This is a genomic window from Spirosoma panaciterrae DSM 21099, from assembly GCF_000374025.1.
Taxonomy (GTDB): Bacteria; Bacteroidota; Bacteroidia; order Cytophagales; family Spirosomataceae; genus Spirosoma; species Spirosoma panaciterrae.
The window spans coordinates 40,632-61,480 of the sequence record NZ_KB893184.1; the positions used below are offsets into that span (position 1 = coordinate 40,632).

The window sequence follows — 20,849 nt, forward strand, 5'->3', positions numbered from 1 at the left end:
TTACCACAACCAGTGGCTGTCGTTGACCAACACTCTTTGTATGAAGCGCACTTTTTTCCGTGTTTTACTCGGCGTCTGCAGTTTCTTTCCTCTCGTCGTATCTGCTCAAAATAATCTTAACGGCCAGCCTCTTAATGTTCCAACCTCTTCTGTCCCGTTTCTAAATTTTACGCCTGATGCTCGTTCGGGTGCATTAGGTGATGCAGGGGTAGCGTTAGGTGATGCTGATGCGAACTCGGTGTTCTGGAACCCGTCGAAGCTGGTTTTTGCCAAGGAGAGTAAGGGATTAGCGCTTTCATATACGCCCTGGTTGCGGAACCTTATCGGCGATATGTACTATAGTTATTTGAGCGGTTATTCGAAAGTGGGGAGAAACACGGCCATATCGGGGTCATTGCTCTATTTCGATCTGGGAACGGTTGATTTTACGACTGCCAACGGGGTAGCTGCCGGCACCTTCAATTCACGGGAATATGCCATTACAGCTTCGGTATCGCAACGGCTATCCGAAACGTTTTCGTTGGCAGCCAGCTTCAAATACCTTAACTCGAACCTGGCAGCAGGAAGTAGCAACCCTGGCCTGAAACCGGGTTCTACAGCCGCTGCCGAGATCAGTGCCTACTATCATGACGAAGCGCGTGATAACGCTACCGGCAAAGGTGTCGGCTGGGCATTTGGCGGCATGATTTCCAATCTGGGTGGTCGGCTCAACTATGGGGGTACACAGAGCTACTTTATCCCGACAAATCTTCGCTTAGGAACCTGCCTGACGCTGTTTGCTGACCAGTACAACAAGTTCAACTTCGTATTGGATGCCAACAAACTGATGGTGCCAACACCAAATTACCAGAATGTGAACGGTACCATGGTCAATGTGAATGCCAATAAAAATTATTTTGATTCGATTTTTGGCTCGTTTGCTGATGCGCCAGGTGGATTCAGCGAGGAACTGAAAGAAATCACCTTGTCGACAGGGGTTGAATACTGGTATAATGACCAGTTTGCTGCCCGGATTGGCTATTTTAACGAATCGAACGAAAAAGGCGGACGCAAATACGTAACCACAGGTATTGGCCTTCGGCTTCAACAGCGCTTTGGCGTCGATTTTTCGTACCTGGTTCCCATCAAACAAGGCAGCCCACTGGCCGATACGTTCCGTATTTCACTGGTTTTCAACTTTGCTAAAGGAAGTGGCATTGGTGGTGACGACGAAGCTTTAAACGACGAAAATTAGAGAGTGAAAGAGCGAAAGAGTGAATAAGTGAAATCAGCTTTCATCAGCTTTTCTCACTCATTCACTCTTTCGCTCTTTCACTCTTTGCTTGTATATGACACTCGATAGAACGCAATCTCCCGCCTTTCAGGCCATTTATGAAGTAAATTTACCGCCGGTTCAGTCGCATCGTTTAGATAATGGGATTCCGCTTCATGTAATTTCTGTAGCGCAACAGCCTGTACTTCGGCTGGAATGCGTTTTCGAAGCTGGAACCTGGTATGAGCAAGTGCCAGGCAGTGCTTTTTTTGCTGTAAAGATGCTTGCCGAAGGAACAGCGTCGCGCTCATCAGCCCAAATCAGTGAATACATTGATCGGTATGGTGCCTTTCTGGAGCTGAATAGCGGACCCGATCGGGCGAGCATTGTCATCTACTGCCTCACCAAGTTTCTTCCGAAGGTTTTACCCTTGTTGAGCGAAGTGCTCAACGAACCAACTTTCCCACAAAAGGAGTTGGAAGACTTACGAAATATTACGCTGCAAAATCTTCGGGTCAATTTTGAAAAGAACGCTTATCTGGCCGGAATTCTGCTGCGCGAAACCCTATTTGGGGCCAACCACCCATACGGTCGTAGCCAGCGACCTGCGGCCATCGAACAGTTGAGTCGTGACCAGGTTGTCGCCTTTTACGAACGAGTTATTCAAAATAGGCCGTTCCAGATCATACTGGCTGGGCAGGCTACTGAAACCGAAGTCATACTCATCAATCAGGTATTAGGCCAATCGCTTATCCGAACGGACAGCCTGCCTTCTTTTTCGGAGAATCCAGTTACGGCAACTGAGCCGGTTGTCGTAGCCGAAAAACCTGATAGTATTCAGTCGTCAATACGCGTAGGGCGTCGGCTGTTTACACGATCTCATCCCGATTTTTTCAAAATGCTGGTTACCAATGAAGTTTTGGGGGGCTACTTTGGGTCGAGGCTGATGAAGAATATCCGGGAGGAAAAAGGCTTTACGTATGGCATTTCGTCAAATATGCCTTCGTTCCGGCACGATGGGTATTTTATGATCGGTACGGATGTTAACAAAGAAAATACACAACAGACCTTAGACGAGGTACAGAAAGAAATTCATACGTTGCAAACAGAATTGGTGTCCGACGATGAACTGGAGATTGTAAAAAATTACATGGCGGGTGAATTTGTTGGCTCGCTCAATACGCCATTCGAGATTGCCGACCGCTACAAGGTGATTTTATTGGATGGAATGCCTGCCAATTTCCTGACGACGTATATTCAGAATATTCGATCTGTTACTTCATTGGGTATTATGGAAACTTCTAAGAAGTATTTTGAGAAAAGTGTTTTAAAGGAGATAATTGTTGGAGGTAAGTAGGTTAATTTTTTAACTTATTTGTTGGGGCCACTTCGTTTGTAAACGAAAAAATTGGCCGTTTAGTAACAATCCCTTAATTTTGGAGTTACATTCCTTTTACAGAACCTGCTGTTTTTGGCGGTCAGTTTCTTTATCCAATAAGTACCTACTTTAGTTGACTTGATGAACGTTCTGTTAATTTGCATCACCACCGTAGTAGCTTATTTGCTAGGTTCCATCCCAACAGCCGTTTGGTATGGTCAGGGATTTTTTGGAATTGATATTCGAAAATTCGGAAGCGGTAACGCTGGTGCAACCAATACGTTTCGGGTATTGGGAAAACGGGCAGGAACTATCGTTATGCTGGTTGATGTGATGAAAGGATACACAGCCGCAATTTTGTCGACTCTACTTTGGTATGCGGATGTAATCACCGAAACCGAAATTCTTACCTTCAAGATCGTTTTTGGTCTGGTTGCCGTGATCGGACACCTATACCCGGTTTTTGCTAATTTTAAAGGGGGTAAAGGGGTAGCAACGTTGCTCGGAATGGTATTGGCGACTCATCCTGAAATGGCTCTGGTGTGTATCGGAATCTTCCTGCTTGTCGTAATTGCCTCACAGTACGTATCGCTTGGCTCCATCCTGGCAGCATTGGCTTTTCCGGTGCTACTCCTGTTGCAGATATTTGGCCAGAAAGAAAACCCAATATTGATTGTATTCGGCTTTGTGGTTTTTCTACTGGTCGTGTTCACCCATCATAAAAACATTGGCCGTCTGCTACGGGGCGAAGAAAATCGAACCGTTCTGATTCGGTTTCGTAAAAAGCATTAAGCCTTTTTTCTATACACTCAGTTTAGCCCCGTGGTTGCGCGAAAAGTACGTAACTTCGGGGCAAACTTTTTTGGATGTATGATATGGGAAGTTTGATGCATTAAAGACTGGGCTATATCCTATATCATACCTCATACCTCCAGATATGACTACCTACCTTGAAGCCAACAAACAGCGATTCCTGGATGAATTGTTTGATTTACTGCGCATTCCATCGGTTTCGGCCGACTCGGCGTTCAAAGCAGATGTACGTCGGGCGGCAGAGTTTGTGCGGGATAAGCTAACGGCTGCCGGACTCGATAAGGCTACGTTGTATGAAACCCCAGGCCATCCGATTGTTTATGCTGAAAAAATAGTTGATCCAGCCAAACCGACGGTATTGGTTTATGGGCATTACGACGTACAGCCTGCCGATCCTTACGAACTTTGGGAATCTCCTCCGTTTGAGCCAACGATCCGTAACGAACGAGTGTATGCTCGGGGTGCCTGCGACGATAAAGGGCAATTTTATATGCACATCAAGGCTATTGAGGCCATGGTAGCTACCAGTGGGCTGCCCTGCAATGTGAAAGTGATGATTGAAGGCGAAGAAGAGGTTGGCTCAGACCATCTGGGCATGTTTGTAACCCAAAATCGGGAGTTGCTTAAAGCCGACGTGATTCTGATTTCGGATACCAGTATTATATCAAACGAAACACCTTCGCTGGAAATGGGGCTGCGTGGCCTGTCTTATGTAGAAGTACAGGTTACGGGTGCCAACCGCGATCTGCATTCAGGAGTTTATGGTGGGGCCGTAGCCAATCCGATCAATGTGCTGGCCCAGATGATTGCATCGCTTCATGACGAAAGTGGCCGGATTACGATGCCCGGTTTCTATGATAACGTTGTAGAGCTGAGCGATGCTGAACGAGCTGAACTAGCGAAAGCCCCATTTGATCTGGAAGAGTACAAGCGCGACCTGGGTATCAAGGAAGTAATGGGCGAGGCAGGTTATTCGACTAATGAGCGTACATCGATTCGGCCCACACTGGATGTAAACGGGATCTGGGGCGGCTATATTGGCGAAGGGGCAAAAACAGTTCTTCCTTCTAAAGCGTCGGCCAAAATCAGTATGCGTTTGGTGCCTAATCAGACACCCGATGAAATTACCGACTTGTTTACCAACCATTTCCGGTCTATTGCTCCACCGGGGGTTACGGTTACGGTCACACCTCATCATGGCGGTATGCCCTACGTTACGCCCGTCGATTCGGTGGAATTTGAAGCGGCCAGTAAAGCATTTGAAGATGCCTGGGGGAAGAAACCGATTCCCACCCGAGGGGGAGGGAGCATACCCATTACTGCGTTGTTTGAAAAAGAACTTGGTGTAAAATCGATTCTGATGGGTTTTGGACTGGATGCCGATGCACTTCATTCGCCCAACGAGAGTTACGGCCTGTTTAATTTCTACAAAGGCATCGAAACCATTCCCTATTTTTATACGCATTACGCAGCTCTTAAGCAGTAATCATTTGTATACCGCAAACCCACTTAAGACTAAATCCGCCTTGTCCTGTATGAAAAAAACGCTGTTGGCTCTTTCAGTAAGTTTTTTTGCTGTCAACTGGGCTTTAGCTCAGCAAACCCCTACATCGCAGCCGACTCGTGTCTTAACCCCTGCTGAGCAACGTCAGAAAGAGAAAATTGAGCGCGAAATTCAGCGAGAACGCCAAATTCGGGCCGAGTGGTTACAGAAACAGCGTGAATACGAAGCCAAACAGGCTGAGAAAGAGCGGCAGAAGCAGGCCAAAAAAGCGGCAAAAGAGAATCCTCCACAGGAAACGGTCAAATCGGCTCCGGCTGTTGTAACGCCGTCCGCAGCTCCATCTACGCCACCGGCGGTGGCTAATCCGCCTGTGGAAACAACTCCGGCTGTAGTTGAACCTTCGCGAAAGGAATTACGGGAAAAGCGTAAGCAGGAAGAACAGGAAGCGAAGGCTGCAAAAGCCGCACAGGAAAAAGCAGACCGGGAATCGAAAGCCGCAAAGGCTGCGCAGGAAAAGGCCGAACGCGAGGCTAAAAAAGCGGAATCGGGTTCAGCTTCCCCACGTTCATTTGCAACGCCAGCTCCAGCAACACCCGCTCCGGCGGAACCCGTAGCGGTTCCGCAAACCGAAAAAGCGCAGCGGCCCAAGCGGGAACGTAAAACGGTTGCCACTAAACCGGACTCGGTCGCTACGGCACCAGCTAGCTCTGTATCACCCTCGGTTGTTCGCGTCACAAAGGAGTTTTTACCGAAAGGGCATTTGTTTGAACCCATTTTACTGGACCCTCTGGAAGCGCAAACCTATGGTAGTGTTTTCCCCGCTTACTGGACTGAAGGCGAAAAGTACAAAGGTAGTATAGTGCCCTTTGCGTTTGGTTTTGCCAAGCCTTTTTACCGACATACCAGCGCTCCTGACCGAGCCGAAGAATGGGTTCTGGATTTAGCTTCATTTACCCAGTTTGAAGCCTACCATGATGCGGTGGCCAATAAAGCACGTCGGCGAATCATGAATACAGATTACAAAATCAGTATCATCTACAATATCCGACGAGCCGAGAACAATTACCGAATTCGGGTTTACCATCTATCGTCGCATCTGGGCGATGATTATATCTTCCGGAATCAGATAACGGCTCCTTCACCCAATGCGGTTAACTACGAACTGCTGGATTTTACCTACAGCCGCACTGTAAACCATTGGCGATTGTATGGTGGAGCTGGGGTAGTGCTTCGTAAAACCGAAGAGCGGAAGCCACTGAGCGCCCAGTTTGGTACATTTTATAAAAAGCCATCGACCAGGGCAACCCGGTTGGTGGGGGGCGTGGATGTTAAATTCTGGCAGCAAACCAATTTCCGGCCGGGCATTCATGGCGGTATTGGTTTCGAGCTGGGTCGTACACAAAACAATTTAACGTTTCTTCTGGAAGGCTATTCAGGGTTCAGACCATATAGCCAATACGAAGATCAGCAAACGGCCTGGATTGGCTTAGGTCTATACCTGAACCCATTCTGATTTAGGATGTAGGATGTATGTTATAAGATGTAGGTGACATTATACTAAGCCTTATAGCATACATCCTACATCCTATAGCACATATCATACATCATTTTATGAGTTTATCTGCATTGACAGCCATTTCGCCGGTCGATGGGCGGTATCGGTCTCAGGTTGAGGCTCTGGCTCCTTATTTTTCTGAACTTGGCCTTATTCATTACCGAGTTCGTATCGAAATCGAGTACTTTATAGCACTTTGCGAATGGCCGATCCCCCAACTATCGGGTGTGGCCCCCGCGCAATTTCCTGCCTTACGTGCACTATATGAGAACTTCTCGGAGGCTGATGCCCTGCGAATCAAGGAGATCGAAAAGACCACCAATCACGACGTAAAGGCGGTCGAGTACTTTATTAAAGAGAAATTAAAAGGATCGCCCGTAGAGCCTTATCTCGAATTTGTCCACTTTGGGCTGACCTCACAGGATATCAATAATACGGCTATTCCGCTCTTGTTACGTGATGCCTGCGAAACCGAAATCAAACCGTTATACCAGCAGATCTTTGTCCGGTTGCAGGAACTGGCTGAGCAATGGAAAGACGTCCCTATGCTGGCGCGAACGCACGGGCAACCTGCATCGCCAACCCGGCTTGGTAAGGAAATTCAGGTCTTTATAGAGCGCATCGAAAAACAGCTACACTTACTGTCCGATATACCTGTGGCGGCCAAATTCGGCGGAGCAACGGGCAACTTCAACGCCCATTTTGTCGCTTATCCACACGAAGACTGGAAGAAATTCGGGGATACGTTTGTCGAAAGCCTGGGTATGGTGCGTAGCCAGTTTACGACCCAGATTGAGCATTACGATATGCTGGCGGCTACGCTCGATGCGTACAAACGGCTGAATACGATCCTGATCGACCTGGACCGCGACATCTGGACGTATGTGTCGATGAATTACTTCAAACAGAAGCTGAAAGCAGGTGAAGTAGGCTCATCTGCTATGCCGCATAAGGTGAATCCGATTGATTTCGAAAACTCAGAAGGAAATTTAGGTATTGCTAATGCGTTGTTTGAGCATCTGTCGGCCAAACTACCTATTTCCCGGCTACAGCGTGACTTGACCGATTCGACTGTTTTGCGGAGCATTGGCGTCCCTTTCGCCCATTCAGCCATTGCGCTGAAATCGCTTCTGAAGGGGCTAAACAAACTGGAGCTGAACCAGGCCGCGATTCATGCCGATCTGGAAGAGAATTGGGCCGTTGTAGCCGAAGGCATCCAAACCGTACTCCGGCGGGAAGGGTATCCACAACCTTATGAAGCGTTGAAGGCCCTTACGCGCACGAACGAGAAAATTACGGAGCAGGCGATTCAGCAATTTATTGGCGGGCTGGACGTATCGGATGCCGTGAAAACGGAACTTAGAGCTATTACGCCCTTCAGTTACACAGGCATGTAATGTTGTTGGAAGCCCGCTTGCCTAGCCTTATACTTTGCTTTAGTACAAGTTAGTCAAAGCGGGCTTCCAGCCTGTTCCTAGCCTTTCGAAAGTTCGGTGGCTCGTAGCTGGGCCGCTTTAATGCCCGCAACTAATGTATCAGCCAAAGCACCTGCTTCAAAGGTTCGGAGGGCTGCTTCGGTTGTGCCCCCTTTTGACGCTACGGCTTTGATGAGGTCGTCCAGCGACTTGTCGGCATTGTTGATCAGGTGATAGGCACCAAGCATGGTTTGTTTGACCAGTAAGGCGGAAACGGCATCATCGAAACCCATTTGCTTTCCTGCGTCGACCATTGCCTTTACTACGTAGTAAAAGTAGGCCGGGCCGCTACCGCTTAAGGCAGTAACGGCGTCGAGCATAGCTTCGTCTTCCAGAAAAATAGATCGGCCGGTGGCATTGATCAGGTTTTCGACGCGACGGAGGTTGGCCAGATCGACCTCTTTGGCGGCTGTAAAGCCCGTAATGCCCATACCCAGCATGGCGGGTGTATTAGGCATAGCCCGCACCACTAGCGGGTGGCCGAGTTTTTCCTGAATCTGCGCGATTGGAATCCCTGCCATAATCGATAAAATCATCTGATTGGGCTGGATAATGGCCCGGAGCGATTCATGTACGCTGTTGAAATCCTGCGGTTTGACGGATAGAATAATCAGATCCGTTTCGCCAACGTGCGGCCCGATGGTTTCTACAACAACACCCGCCTTTTCGGCTTTCAGCGCTTCCGACCGGTCTGCACTTTTTTCGATTAAGAGCAGGTTCTCTTTTTTTACCAGATCGTACTGTAAAAACGATTTGGCAAATGCCATACCCATGTTACCGCAACCAACAATAGCAATTTTCATAGTGAAGGGAAAATGGAGAACGTAGAAAAGGGACGAACAGGTGAGACACTCTTTCTCCCCTTCGTCCCTTTTCTACGTTCTTCTTTCGTTTATTTTACTTGTAACACTTCTTCCAGTTTTTGTTCGAGAGCCTCACCGCGCAGGTTTTTGGCAATGATCTTACCATCTTTATCGAGCAGGAAAGTAGCCGGAATGGCTTGCACACCGTATTGCTGGGCGGCTGCCGATTGCCAGAATTTCAGGTCCGAAACGTGCGTCCAGGTCAGGTTGTCGTTGCGAATGGCTTTTACCCACTTGTCTTTTGTCTGGTCGAGCGATACGCTGTAGATGGCAAAACCGCGATCCTTGAACTTATTATACATTCGGACTACGTTTGGGTTTTCGGCGCGGCAGGGCCCGCACCACGATGCCCAAAAGTCGATCAGAACATATTTGCCGCGCAAAGACGAGAGAGGAACAGGGTTTCCGGTGGTGTCGCTTAGGGCAATCTCGGGCGCAGGAGCACCGATCGCTACACCTTTAATGCGGGATACCCGACCAATTAAGGATTTCGCGTGCGGACTATTAGGGTTCTCTTTCTCGAATTTTTGAGCGAGTTGGTCATAAATAGCGAAATCAGTATCGATATTGATGAAGTTCAGAGCAAACAACGATACCAGCGAGGTGCCCATTTCGGGTAGCATGGCTTTTACTTTATTTACAACATCCTGCTCGGCGGTCTGGTATTCCTGTTCAATCTGAGCAATCCGTTTATTGTCTTTCTTTTCCGTAGCAGCCGCGACCTGTTTGTTCCACGTCTGCACTTTGGCTTCCATATCGGTACGGAGCGTATTCAGCTTCTCGTAATACTCCATGTTTTTGGAGCCTGTAACCGTAGCCTTTCCCATCTGGCCGGTTTTGGGGTCCATCCGGAAGCCGTCGGCAGTTACTTTCAGGGTTTCGCCCCCTTCAACCAGGAGGGCCATTTTCTGGCCGCCACCCACGTTGAGAATGAACACTTCTCCACCATCAGCAACTTTTTCATTAAGTGTAAACGTATTATCCGCTCCCACTTTTGTAGAGTCGATTTTACGTGTTGGCTGGGAGTTCGCTTCCAGGTAGACGTAACTGCCCGGGGTTGCTTTAGCTATTTTACCGGTTACGGTAAAAGGCTTTGTGGTTTGCGCATTGGTTGTCAGGCTTAAGGCCAGAAGGCTTGCCAGGCAGCATACTAACTGTTTCATTTTTTTTGTAGGGTCTTCGCTAACAACTCATTTACCAGTTTGGGGTCGGCCGAGCCTTTCGATTTTTTCATGACCTCGCCGACAAACAAGCCCATTAAATTCTTTTTGCCTTTGTGAAACTGGTCTACTTTATCGGGCCAGGCCGCCAGTACTTCTTCTACCAACGTTTGTAATGCATCGGTATTGCGATTCTGAATCAGTCCGTTGGCTCGAGCCAGCTCTTCCGGCGATGCCTCGGGCTGATCAACGAGCAAACCAAAGACCTGTTGCGCTGCCGTCTGACTAACCGTTCCGCTGGCTACCAGCTCAATTAAGGCGGCTAACTGGCTAACCGTAACGGGAAATTGGCGTTCGCGTAACGTTTTTTCAGTAAGCTGACCTTTTACAGGCCCCATAATCCAGTTCGATACCGCTTTGTACTGGGTCGTATGCTGACAAACGGCTTCGAAGTAATCAGCCAGTTCTTTGGCATCGGTCAATATAGCGGCATCGTACTCAGGCAATCCGTACGTAGTGGTCAATTTTTGGAAAAAAGCCGCTGGCAACATGGGCATCCGGGTCTGGATGTCGGCCAGCCACTCGTCCGAAATAACTACGGGGGTGAGGTCGGGGTCAGGAAAGTAGCGATAATCATTCATCGTTTCTTTCTCCCGCATGGCGTAGCTGAGTCCCGTGGCTGCATCGAAGGTGCGGGTTTCCTGGGTAATTTTTCCGCCCGTTTCTACTAATTCGACCTGCCGTCGAAACTCACCATCAACAGCCCGCATGACGTTCCGTATGGAGTTCAGATTTTTTACTTCAACCTTCGTGCCGAGTTTTGTGGACCCTTTAGGACGGATCGAAACATTTACATCGCAACGGAGTGACCCCTCTTCCATATTCCCATCGCAAATGTCCAGATACCGCACCAGCCGTCGTACTTCAGTCAGGTACTGGCCGGCTTCATCGGCCGTGCGGATGCAGGGTTCAGTGACCATCTCGATCAGGGGAGTACCAGCCCGGTTGTAGTCCAGTTGAGTGGCCCACTCGTCGCCATCGTGGATGCTTTTTCCCGCATCTTCTTCGAGGTGAATATGATGAAGCTGAATGGTCGTTTGGTAGGTTTCTCCCGTTGCAGGGTCTTTGGCTTTCACTAAAACCCCTCCGCCTACACAGATAGGGCCTTTATCCTGGGAAAGCTGATAGCCTTTAGGCAGATCGGGATAAAAATAATTTTTACGGGCAAAGATGTTTCGGCGTGTGATCTCGCTTCCACAGGCTATGCCTATCCGAACAGCATACTCAACGGCTTTCCGGTTCAGTTTAGGTAACGTGCCCGGATGCGCCAGCGTAATGACACTAATGTTGGTATTGGGTTCTGCCCCAAATGAATTGGCATCGGCTGCAAAAATTTTGCTTTCTGTAAGTAACTGACAGTGCACTTCCAGTCCGACGACCGCTTCGTATCGGGAAAGAATATCTGGCGAGAGGGCTGCTTCGGCTACCATAGGTAGATATAATGATTTTACGCAAAGATAGCTAGAAATCAAACAGTGGGAGTAATGGTTGGCAGAGTATCAATTGCTAAACGAAACCACCGAACAATAAATACGCTGGATGAGAGTTGTCCATGTCGGTAAACTTAAAGTCTAAATAGTAAATGACTTTTTTGTCTACTGACCAACCCATAAGATGGATACCCAAACAGTTGAACTGGTTCGTAAAGGAGCCCTGGTTGTTGAGAAAAAATACAATTTAAGTTACGAAGAGTTTGCCGAAAAGCATCTTTTCGGCAATTATCCGGTGGTTATTGGTGATGCCTGCGCTGCCTGGTCGGCGAAGAATAAGTTTACCCCTGAGTTTTTTAAAGAACATTATAGTGACCGGGAAGTCGAAATTGCGGGAAAGAAATATACACTAGGCGAATACATCGACTGGATGCTGACCGGCACTGAGGAGAATCCTGCTCCTTACCCCTGTACACTTCAGATTGAGCGCGATTACCCCGAGCTGCTCAATGATGTTTTGCCCCGGTTCAAATACGCGCTTCCCGATCGAATCCAGAGTAAATTATTGCCCAAGCGGTTTTTGTCGGGAGCGAATACACTGGAAATATTTTTTGGTAGTCCAGGTGCTCAGTTTCCCTATGTGCATTACGATTACATGAGTCTGCATGCCTACATAACGCAGCTGTATGGAGAGAAAGAGTTTACCGTGATTCCGCCAGATCAAACCCCCTATGTATACCCACGGCCCGATAATCTTTGGGTATCGCAGGTAGATGATGTGTGGAATCCAGATCTGGAAAAATACCCCTTATTTGCCAAAACTACACCTATAAAATTTGTGGTTGGCCCTGGCGAAACCCTGTTTATTCCCTGTGGCTGGTGGCACACAGCCCGTTCATTGACGCCTACAATTTCGGTTGCGCTCGATTGCCTGAATGATTCCAACTGGAAAAATTTTATGAGCGAGGTCGATGTGAATATGCAGCAACGTCGGCCTAAACTAGCCGGGGCTGTTCAGACCTATCTTTCTGTAGTTGGTTCGGTGCTGGGTACAGTGGAAAAAATGGCGTAAGACTTGCGGTATCAGATTACATTGAGTCGATACTTAAGATAAGTCTGGGCCAGCAAGGCGATTTTTTGTGGATTAGGCACCCGGATTCGCTCATTCTGAATCCGGGAAGCCGGAAGCTGTTTAATTTTATTGAACAGCGTCTGGTAATACATATAAGCCAGATAAACACCCATTCGTGCACCACGGGGTAGGTTCATGATCCCGATGTAGGCTTCGTCGAAATCACGCTGAATGTCGGATTCGATGCATTGTTTGACATCCAGGTCAAAATTGCTGAAATCAATGCCCGGAAAGTACGTTCGCCCTCGCTCTACATAATCGCTTTTCATATCCCGCAGAAAATTCACTTTCTGAAAGGCGGCTCCCAGTTTGCAGGCCGGTTCGCGCAGGCGGTTAAATTCTGCTGGATTGCCCTCACAAAAGACCCGAAGACACATCAGACCAACTACTTCTGCTGAGCCATAAATGTATTGCTGATAGCCTTCAGACGTATAGTTCTGGTGATACAGATCCATTTCCATACTCTTCAGGAATGACTCGATCAACTCCTGCTCAATTTGATATTGCCTGACTACTAATTGGAACGATTGAAGTACTGGATTCAGGCTGATGCCTTCTTCAATGGCCTGATAGGTATCAAATTTGAAGCGATCCAGCAGCGTCTTTTTGTCGTATTCGTGAAACGTATCCACAATTTCGTCGGCATATCGAACGAACCCATAGATAGCGTAGATCGGGAAATGAAATTTACGATCAAGGGTTTTAATACCAAGCGTAAATGACGTACTGTAACGTTCCGTAATCAGCTTACTACATTCCAGTGCGGTTTTATTGAACAACGCCATCATAGAGTTTAGAGCAGGAAGGGTTTATTGAGTAAACGCGCAAAAAGATACGAATCCTACGTGTAAAGGGTGATACTTTCTTAGTAAATTCGATTTTATGTCATTTTGTTTAGTTATTTGCCCGATAAAGTTAAACAAATTCTTTAGCAACTTCATCCGCAACTACTAAACCCGATATCAGCGAAGGGGGAACGCCCGGTCCGGGTACGGTAAGCTGACCCGTGTAGAAGAGGTTATTTACCCGTTTGTTCTTTAAGGAGGGTTTCAAAATGGCCGTTTGCCGCAGTGTATTGGCCAGGCCGTATGCATTACCTCTAAACGCATGGTAATCAGCCTTAAAGTCGCTGTGGGCATAGCTACGTTTAAAAACAATATGATTACGAATGTCTTCCCCTACATACGCTTCCAACCGATCCATAATCATAGAGAAGTAATGTTCACGCGTTTCCGAATCGTCAGTAAGATCGGGAGCGACAGGGATGAGCAAAAATAAATTTTCACACCCTTCAGGCGCTACGCCCGGATCTGTTTTTGAGGGGGCCGATGCGTAAAATAATGGTTTGCTCGGCCAGCGCGGGGTTTCATAAATCTCCTTTGCATGCAACTTGAAATCCTCGTCGAAAAAAAGATTGTGGTGTTGCAAACGGGGAATTCGCTTGTTCACACCCAGATAGAAGAGTAAAGACGACGGGGCCATTATACGTTTTTGCCAATAAGCGTCGTCATAATTGCGGTAGGATGGCGCAATGAGCTGCGTATCGACATGGTGATAATCGGCTCCGGCTACAACGACATCCGTTTCGAAAATCCCATTTTCGGTTAGTACCCGCTTGGCATTATTATTCGTGATTTCAATTGACTTTACGGACTGATTCAGCAGTAGTTTGACCCCTTTTTCTTCGGCCAGGCTAACCATGGCTTTTACAATTTCGTACATACCACCCATTGGATACCAGGTACCCAATGCCATTTCGGCATAGTTCATAAGACTATACATGGCGGGGGTATTTTCGGGGGTAGCTCCCAAAAAAAGTATCGGAAATTCAATAATCTCAAGTAAGCGTGGGTTCTTGAAGAATTTACGGGCGTGGGTGGCAAATGATTGAAAGACATCCAGACGCGTTACATCGTACAGCAGTTTCAGGCTCAAAAATTCGCTGATAGACCGACTGGGCTTCCAGACAAATTTATTCATACCGACATCGTATTTGTAGGACGCCTGCTTAAGAAACTGCTGAAGTTTCGCCCCACTTCCTGGCTCGATCTGGTTGAAAAGTGTTTCCAGATTTTGAATACCAGCGGGCAGATCAATAACTTCAGTAGGGTTAAAAATTACGGAATACGATGGGTCGAGCCGAACAAGATCGTAGTAATCGGAGGTTTTCTTGCCGAATCGTTCAAAATAGGTGTCAAAAACATCGGGCATCCAGTACCAGCTTGGGCCCATATCGAATGTGAACCCATTTGCCTGAAACACCCGTGCCCGGCCACCTGGCCTATCATTTTTCTCAAGAATTGTAACATCATAGCCTTTGTCGGCAAGGCTGGTTGCGGCAGCCAGACCCGCGAATCCGGCTCCAATGACAAGTACGCGTTGGGGCATTAGACAGAAAATTGTTGATTGAGGTGATACTAGCTAGCTGAGGAAGCTATTTTTTTTTGTGAACCTACTCGAAAAATGACGAAAAAGTAGTCAGGCGTAGCAATAAATGTAGGACTATGTCGAAAAGAATAAGCGGCAGGTAGGTTTTCCTAAACCTTCTGGAAAGTATCTAATCGCTTTGAAAATCAGTTCAAACGATTGATTTACAATGGATAAAAACAAAAAAAGTTGGGCGGACGCCACCCAACTTTTTCGAACCTTCCTCTTTTTTAACCAAAAACTACTCAATCAATATCTCTTAGACGGAGGGTCTGCAAAAAAGTATCGCATTAGGAATTAAAATATGCGTAAACTTTTAGCTGATCCTTCAACTCTTTCCGGGCAATGTGTATCCGGTTCTTTACCGTGCCGATAGGAATATTGAGTTTGGCTGCAATCTCGTGGTACTTGAAGCCACGGAAATGCATCATAAATGGGGTTTTATAGGTATCGTCAAGTCCATTTACAGCCCGATTGATGTCGTCCTGTGCAAACGATGAGTACGCCAGGTTATCGGTGCTGCTCTCTATGGAATTGATATAATGCAGGTTGTCGGTAGTATCTATGAATGTGTTTTTACGCACCATACGCTGATAGTTCGTAATGAATGTGTTTTTCATGATCGTGTACAACCAGGCTTTCAGATTTGTCCCGTCCGTGTATTTATCACGATTGGTAAACGCTTTCAGCAGGGTGTCTTGCAACAGGTCGTTGGCATCTTCAACATCTTTTGTTAAACGCAGCGCAAATGGGCGTAGGGATTTAGACACTTTGCCAATATGGTTAGTAAATTCGAGAGCTGTCATGGCTGTTTAGTTTTTCTGTTGAATCACATCTGCCCTGTTTAAGACAAAAAAACAACCAGTCTCGTCAGAAATTAATTAGATAGCGTATTTATTGAGTGTAAATATCTGTATATCAGCGTATTGTAAATTTGTAAAATTATTGCCAACAAAAGAACAGCAAACAAGTTGTGGCAGTAAGTGTGGAATAATTCCCCCATTATGGGGAATCTGAAGTGTGGATTTTGTTTAGACTTTGTGGAAAATGTTTGAACAAGTTTTGAAAAGAAGGCTGGCCAACTAGACCAAACCTTCTTTTAGAAGATCATGTAAGTGAATAAACCCGTATACCTGACCCGCTTCGGCAACAATTAGCTGTGTAATATCTCGCTCCTGCATTAGTTGCAAAGCTGCCACAGCATATTCATCAGGAGCAACGCAAACGGGGTTTTGGGTCATTACGTCCTGGGCGCAAAGGTTCCAGAACGAAACATGATCGTAAGCCATCCGGCGAATATCGCCATCCGTTACAATCCCAGTTAATGCCCCTGCCTCATCAACAACAGCAGTAGCCCCCAGCCGATTGGCCGAAATCGTAAAGATAACTTCGCGTACGGGCGTATGGGATTGAACTTTCGGACACTGATTGTGTGGAAAAATATCCGCTACTTTTAAATACAACTTTTTACCCAGTGAACCACCTGGATGATACCGGGCAAAGTCCTGCCGGGTAAATCCACGTAGTTCTAATAAACTCACAGCCAGGGCATCGCCTAAGGCCAGGGCTACCGTAGTGCTCGTTGTTGGAGCCAGATTCAGCGGGTCGGCCTCAGTTTCGGCATAAGCATGAAGCACGTAATGCGCATGGCGAGCCAGATAGGAGTCCCGATCGCTAACCAGTGCAATCAGCCGGACGTTGGTTCGCTTCAATAACGGCATCAATACTTTAATCTCAGCCGTATTGCCACTTTTGGAAATTATCAGGACAGCGTCAGTATCCTGAATCATACCCAGGTCGCCATGAATGGCATCGGCCGCGTGCATAAACAGAGCAGGTGTACCCGTGGAATTCAGAGTCGCTACAATTTTCTGCCCGATCAGAGCACTTTTCCCTACGCCCGTTACGACCAGTCGGCCAGTCGTGTTGAGCAACATATCGACAGTAGCATCGAATTGATCGTCAAGTAAATCAACGACGTTACGAATAGCTTCGGCTTCGGCCAGTAATACCGAGCGAGCGATTGAGTTAGGATTTTTTATTACTTTCAATGTCAGATTTAGCAATCAGGAAATGTTTGCTGCGTATATTCGCTAACTTTATAAAACAAAGATACAGCAAGCAAAGAGAGTAAAGTAACTTTTGTACGATTTGTAGAATGATGCAGGTTGATGAGTCGATTCATACGACGCTAAGAGAACGGCTAAAAGAAATATTTGGGTATAGTCAATTTCGGGGAGAACAAGAAGTCATTATTTATAGCATCCTGTCAGGACGTAATACATTCGTTATTATGCCTACAGGGGCCGGTAAATCACTGTGTTATCAGCTTCCCGCTATTGTGAGCAATGGTACTGCGGTGGTGATTTCTCCGCTCATAGCCCTGATGAAGAACCAGGTCGACCAGCTAAATGCCTTTGGAATCAACGCGCAATTTCTGAATTCGACGCTGTCAAAAGCGGAGATGAATAAGGTTAAAAAGGATACACTGAACGGCTCACTCAAGTTGCTGTACATAGCGCCTGAGTCGTTAACGAAAGAAGAGAATTTGGACTTTTTGAAGAAGGCCAACATTTCCTTCGTGGCTATCGACGAAGCACACTGTATTTCAGAATGGGGCCATGATTTCCGGCCCGAGTACCGGAAAATTCGGGGTATTGTCGATAACATAGGCAACTTGCCCGTCATTGCTCTGACCGCTACCGCTACACCTAAAGTACAGCAGGATATCCAGAAGAACCTCCAGATGGAGGATGCTAATCTCTATAAAACGTCTTTTAATCGGAAAAACCTCTACTACGAAATCCGCCCAAAAGTCGACGCTAAAAAGCAACTCATCAAGTACATCAAGCAAAACAAAGGCAAGTCGGGTATTGTCTATTGCCTGAGTCGTAAGACAGTTGAAGAGATTGCTGAATTGTTGAACGTCAACGATATAAAGGCGCTTCCTTATCATGCCGGTCTTGATCCGCAGACCCGGATGAATAATCAGGATGCTTTCCTGAACGAGGACGTGGATGTTGTCTGTGCTACGATTGCCTTCGGGATGGGCATCGACAAGCCCGATGTGCGATTTGTTATTCACTACGATGCGCCTAAATCGCTCGAAGGGTATTATCAGGAAACAGGCCGGGCCGGGCGAGATGGGCTGGAAGGTAACTGTCTGATGTTCTACAGCTACGACGATATTGTGAAGCTGGAGAAGTTCAATAAAGACAAACCCGTTACGGAACGGGATAATGCCAAACATCTGCTCACCGAGATGGTCTCCTATGCCAATCTGGGTGTATGCCGTCGGCGTCAGTTGCTGGGGTATTTCGGTGAGTTTCTGGACAAGGATTGCGGTTTTTGCGATAACTGCATGAAGCCCACCGAGAAATTTAAAGCCCAGCACGAAGTGGTACTGGCTTTGCAAACGGTACTTCAAACTGACCAGCGATTCGATGTAACTCACCTGGCCGATGTGCTGACGGCTACCAGCAACCAGTACGTGACCAGTTATGAACACGATAAGCTGGCTGTATACGGCAAAGGGCGCGATTTCAGTGACGACTGCAATTTCTGGTGTTCGCTCATCAAACAGATTACTATTTATGGGTATCTGGAGAAAGATGTCGATAACTATGGCGTACTGAAACTGACACAGAAAGGGCTGAACTACATCGAAGATCCTTACCCAATCACTTTGGCCAAGGATCACGATTATGAGCAGTTATCGACCGAAACAAAAGACGATGAAGACCGGGATTCGACCCCAGCCGGTGGAGGAGCGGCCTATGATGAAGAACTGCTGGGTCTGCTAAAAGCACTTCGGAAAAAAATCGCCAAAGAAAAGAACTTGCCTCCATACGTGATCTTCCAGGAAACATCGATGGAAGAAATGGCAACGACTTACCCCACCACGCGCGAAGAAATGGCGCAAATCAACGGGGTTGGAATGGGCAAGGTGCAGAAATTTGGTCGGCCTTTTATCGATCTGATTGCCAAATACGTTGAAGAGAATGAGATAGAGACTGCCAAGGATGTCGTCGTTAAGTCGACGGTCAATAAATCGAAAGTTAAAATCTTTATTATTCAGCAGATTGACCGTAAAGTTGACCTGGATGAGATTGCCGAATCCAAATCAATAAGTATGGAGGATCTGATGGAAGAAATTGAGCATATCTGTTATTCAGGTACTCGGCTTAATCTCGATTACTATATCAATCAAGTCATGGACGAAGACCGGCAGGACGAAATCTACGACTACTTTATGAACGCTGAAAGCGATAATATCGCCATTGCTATGCGGGAGTTTGGTGGCGATGATTTCACGGAACAAGACTTACGCCTGATGCGTATTAAATTCCTGTCGGAAGTAGCCAATTAAAAAAGGAGTTAGGAGCGAGTAACGAGGAGAGAGAATCCATCCGGCAGGCTTTAGCCTGCGCCAGCAACCTCAATCCTCGTTCCTGACTACTCAACCAAGAATGAATATACTTATACTAGGGTCGGGAGGGCGCGAACATGCTTTTGCCTGGAAGTTAGCGCAAAGTCCCTTATGTGATAATCTGTTTGTAGCGCCCGGAAACGCCGGAACCACGCAAATGGCTACAAATATCCCCATCAGCTATAATGACTTCCCGGCCGTTGCCAATACGGTTCGTGATAGAAAAATCGATCTGCTGATTGTTGGGCCAGAAGAGCCACTGGTAAAAGGAATCGTTGATTTTCTGCGCCAGCAACCTGATTTGGCTGATTTACGCATTGTAGGACCTGATGCCGCAGGGGCACAACTGGAAGGTAGTAAGGATTTTTCCAAGCAGTTTATGGTACGCCATGGAATTCCTACGGCCGCATCGAAATCGTTTACGGCCGATTCACTACAGGAGGGTCTGGCGTATCTGGAAAGCCATAGCCTGCCGATTGTACTAAAAGCGGATGGTCTCGCTGCCGGAAAAGGCGTGATTATTGCAGAATCAGTAGCTGACGCTCAGGCGACGTTGACCGATATGCTCGATGGGCAGAAGTTTGGCGCTGCGGGTAGTAAGGTGGTAGTTGAGCAGTTTTTGCGGGGTATCGAACTGTCGGTGTTTGTGCTGACCGATGGCGAAAACTACAAAATTCTGCCCGAAGCCAAAGACTACAAGCGTATTGGAGAAGAGGATACTGGCCCTAATACAGGTGGCATGGGTGCCGTTTCGCCCGTTGTGTTTGCGAACCAGACCTTCCTTAAAAAAGTTGAGGATAAGGTGGTTAAGCCGACGCTGCTGGGTCTGCAACAGGAAAATATCCGCTATCAGGGGTTTATCTTCGTGGGGCTCATGAAAGTGAACGGCGAGCCATTTGTGATTGAGTACAATGCACGCATGGGTGATCCTGAAACCGAGGTAGTTTTACCAAGGATTCAAAGTGATTTTGTTCAGCTAATGACAGCGACGGCTGATGGCGAACTGGATAAAGTATCGGTGCAGGTATCGCCACAAACGGCCGTTACTACGGTGTTGGTATCAGGGGGGTATCCCGGCGATTATCAGACCGGTAAAGCCATTACTGAATTGGAGCGTTTAGAGGATGTAACTGCCTTTCATGCCGGAACACTGGCAAAGAACGGGCAGGTACTGACCAACGGCGGGCGCGTACTGGCTATTACAGCCCAGGCAAACTCGCTCGAAAATGCCGTCAGGAAGTCGCAGGAAGCGGCCCGGATGGTGCAATTTGACGGAAAACAGTACCGGAGAGATATTGGGCTCGACCTGCTTCGGTACGCGGACTGAGTTTTCAGCTTTCAGTGTATAGGTTTGCTGCCAACCCAAATGAG

16 protein-coding genes are annotated in these 20,849 nt (G+C 47.3%); 9 read left to right on the plus strand and 7 right to left on the minus strand.

What is annotated here, in order from left to right; genetic code table 11:
• Positions 1 to 40: 40 nt before the first annotated feature.
• From porV to purB, 6 genes are all read left to right on the plus strand, one after another.
• Positions 41 to 1,234, plus strand: a complete 1,194-nt coding sequence (gene porV, locus B153_RS0114340; RefSeq protein WP_020597419.1) for a type IX secretion system outer membrane channel protein PorV — start codon at positions 41 to 43, stop codon at positions 1,232 to 1,234.
• Between the two features lie 94 nt (positions 1,235 to 1,328).
• Positions 1,329 to 2,609 carry a M16 family metallopeptidase gene (locus tag B153_RS0114345; RefSeq protein ID WP_020597420.1) on the plus strand — a complete coding sequence of 427 codons (1,281 nt, stop codon included), beginning with the start codon at positions 1,329 to 1,331 and terminating at the stop codon, positions 2,607 to 2,609.
• 162 nt (positions 2,610 to 2,771) lie between these two features.
• Positions 2,772 to 3,422, plus strand: coding sequence for a glycerol-3-phosphate 1-O-acyltransferase PlsY (gene plsY, locus B153_RS0114350; protein ID WP_020597421.1), 651 nt, complete (start codon positions 2,772 to 2,774; stop codon positions 3,420 to 3,422).
• A 145-nt stretch (positions 3,423 to 3,567) separates the two neighbouring features.
• Complete coding sequence (locus B153_RS0114355) at positions 3,568 to 4,929, plus strand: dipeptidase (protein WP_020597422.1); 1,362 nt, start codon at positions 3,568 to 3,570, stop codon at positions 4,927 to 4,929.
• 49 nt (positions 4,930 to 4,978) lie between these two features.
• The gene (locus tag B153_RS0114360; RefSeq protein WP_020597423.1) at positions 4,979 to 6,460 is read left to right on the plus strand and encodes a DUF1207 domain-containing protein; all 1,482 of its coding nucleotides are present in this window, start codon (positions 4,979 to 4,981) and stop codon (positions 6,458 to 6,460) included.
• A 98-nt stretch (positions 6,461 to 6,558) separates the two neighbouring features.
• Entirely contained in the window at positions 6,559 to 7,899 is a 1,341-nt protein-coding gene (gene purB / locus B153_RS0114365) for an adenylosuccinate lyase (protein ID WP_020597424.1), read from the plus strand.
• Between the two features lie 77 nt (positions 7,900 to 7,976).
• On the opposite strand, the gene proC is transcribed toward purB, so the two are convergent.
• The 3 genes from proC to gatB form a co-directional block, all read right to left on the minus strand.
• On the minus strand, positions 7,977 to 8,780 hold the full coding sequence (gene proC / locus B153_RS0114370) for a pyrroline-5-carboxylate reductase (RefSeq protein ID WP_026262156.1): 804 nt from the start codon (positions 8,778 to 8,780) through the stop codon (positions 7,977 to 7,979).
• Between the two features lie 89 nt (positions 8,781 to 8,869).
• The gene (locus tag B153_RS0114375) at positions 8,870 to 10,003 is read right to left on the minus strand and encodes a TlpA disulfide reductase family protein (RefSeq protein ID WP_020597426.1); all 1,134 of its coding nucleotides are present in this window, start codon (positions 10,001 to 10,003) and stop codon (positions 8,870 to 8,872) included.
• A complete protein-coding gene (gene gatB / locus B153_RS0114380) occupies positions 10,000 to 11,490 on the minus strand; it encodes an Asp-tRNA(Asn)/Glu-tRNA(Gln) amidotransferase subunit GatB (RefSeq protein WP_020597427.1) in 1,491 nt (496 codons plus the stop codon). Before gatB ends, B153_RS0114375 begins: the two co-directional genes overlap by 4 nt.
• Before the next feature lie 184 nt (positions 11,491 to 11,674).
• Here gatB and B153_RS0114385 point away from each other — a divergent pair, with 184 nt between their 5' ends.
• Positions 11,675 to 12,562 carry a cupin-like domain-containing protein gene (locus tag B153_RS0114385; RefSeq protein ID WP_020597428.1) on the plus strand — a complete coding sequence of 296 codons (888 nt, stop codon included), beginning with the start codon at positions 11,675 to 11,677 and terminating at the stop codon, positions 12,560 to 12,562.
• A gap of 11 nt (positions 12,563 to 12,573) precedes the next feature.
• Here B153_RS0114385 and B153_RS0114390 read toward each other — a convergent pair whose 3' ends face one another.
• The 4 genes from B153_RS0114390 to B153_RS0114410 form a co-directional block, all read right to left on the minus strand.
• Complete coding sequence (locus B153_RS0114390; RefSeq protein WP_020597429.1) at positions 12,574 to 13,410, minus strand: phytoene/squalene synthase family protein; 837 nt, start codon at positions 13,408 to 13,410, stop codon at positions 12,574 to 12,576.
• A 127-nt stretch (positions 13,411 to 13,537) separates the two neighbouring features.
• Positions 13,538 to 15,010 carry a phytoene desaturase family protein gene (locus tag B153_RS0114395; RefSeq protein ID WP_020597430.1) on the minus strand — a complete coding sequence of 491 codons (1,473 nt, stop codon included), beginning with the start codon at positions 15,008 to 15,010 and terminating at the stop codon, positions 13,538 to 13,540.
• A gap of 329 nt (positions 15,011 to 15,339) precedes the next feature.
• Positions 15,340 to 15,855 carry an RNA polymerase sigma factor gene (locus tag B153_RS0114405; RefSeq protein ID WP_020597432.1) on the minus strand — a complete coding sequence of 172 codons (516 nt, stop codon included), beginning with the start codon at positions 15,853 to 15,855 and terminating at the stop codon, positions 15,340 to 15,342.
• Between the two features lie 276 nt (positions 15,856 to 16,131).
• Positions 16,132 to 17,100 carry a KpsF/GutQ family sugar-phosphate isomerase gene (locus tag B153_RS0114410; RefSeq protein ID WP_026262157.1) on the minus strand — a complete coding sequence of 323 codons (969 nt, stop codon included), beginning with the start codon at positions 17,098 to 17,100 and terminating at the stop codon, positions 16,132 to 16,134.
• Positions 17,101 to 17,207: 107 nt separating this feature from the next.
• Here B153_RS0114410 and recQ point away from each other — a divergent pair, with 107 nt between their 5' ends.
• Both recQ and purD read left to right on the plus strand, forming a co-directional pair.
• A complete protein-coding gene (recQ, locus tag B153_RS0114415; protein WP_026262158.1) occupies positions 17,208 to 19,418 on the plus strand; it encodes a DNA helicase RecQ in 2,211 nt (736 codons plus the stop codon).
• A 100-nt stretch (positions 19,419 to 19,518) separates the two neighbouring features.
• The gene (gene purD, locus B153_RS0114420; protein WP_020597435.1) at positions 19,519 to 20,805 is read left to right on the plus strand and encodes a phosphoribosylamine--glycine ligase; all 1,287 of its coding nucleotides are present in this window, start codon (positions 19,519 to 19,521) and stop codon (positions 20,803 to 20,805) included.
• Positions 20,806 to 20,849 lie beyond the last annotated feature (44 nt).

Excerpts from the sequence above, each read along its gene's own strand:
- porV (WP_020597419.1), top strand. The coding sequence starts at position 41 with ATGAAGCGCACTTTTTTCCGTGTTTTACTCGGCGTCTGCAGTTTCTTT.
- B153_RS0114345 (WP_020597420.1), top strand. The coding sequence starts at position 1,329 with ATGACACTCGATAGAACGCAATCTCCCGCCTTTCAGGCCATTTATGAA.
- plsY (WP_020597421.1), top strand. The coding sequence starts at position 2,772 with ATGAACGTTCTGTTAATTTGCATCACCACCGTAGTAGCTTATTTGCTA.
- B153_RS0114355 (WP_020597422.1), top strand. The coding sequence starts at position 3,568 with ATGACTACCTACCTTGAAGCCAACAAACAGCGATTCCTGGATGAATTG.
- B153_RS0114360 (WP_020597423.1), top strand. The coding sequence starts at position 4,979 with ATGAAAAAAACGCTGTTGGCTCTTTCAGTAAGTTTTTTTGCTGTCAAC.
- purB (WP_020597424.1), top strand. The coding sequence starts at position 6,559 with ATGAGTTTATCTGCATTGACAGCCATTTCGCCGGTCGATGGGCGGTAT.
- proC (WP_026262156.1), bottom strand. The coding sequence starts at position 8,780 with ATGAAAATTGCTATTGTTGGTTGCGGTAACATGGGTATGGCATTTGCC.
- B153_RS0114375 (WP_020597426.1), bottom strand. The coding sequence starts at position 10,003 with ATGAAACAGTTAGTATGCTGCCTGGCAAGCCTTCTGGCCTTAAGCCTG.
- gatB (WP_020597427.1), bottom strand. The coding sequence starts at position 11,490 with ATGGTAGCCGAAGCAGCCCTCTCGCCAGATATTCTTTCCCGATACGAA.
- B153_RS0114385 (WP_020597428.1), top strand. The coding sequence starts at position 11,675 with ATGGATACCCAAACAGTTGAACTGGTTCGTAAAGGAGCCCTGGTTGTT.
- B153_RS0114390 (WP_020597429.1), bottom strand. The coding sequence starts at position 13,410 with ATGATGGCGTTGTTCAATAAAACCGCACTGGAATGTAGTAAGCTGATT.
- B153_RS0114395 (WP_020597430.1), bottom strand. The coding sequence starts at position 15,010 with ATGCCCCAACGCGTACTTGTCATTGGAGCCGGATTCGCGGGTCTGGCT.
- B153_RS0114405 (WP_020597432.1), bottom strand. The coding sequence starts at position 15,855 with ATGACAGCTCTCGAATTTACTAACCATATTGGCAAAGTGTCTAAATCC.
- recQ (WP_026262158.1), top strand. The coding sequence starts at position 17,208 with ATGATGCAGGTTGATGAGTCGATTCATACGACGCTAAGAGAACGGCTA.
- purD (WP_020597435.1), top strand. The coding sequence starts at position 19,519 with ATGAATATACTTATACTAGGGTCGGGAGGGCGCGAACATGCTTTTGCC.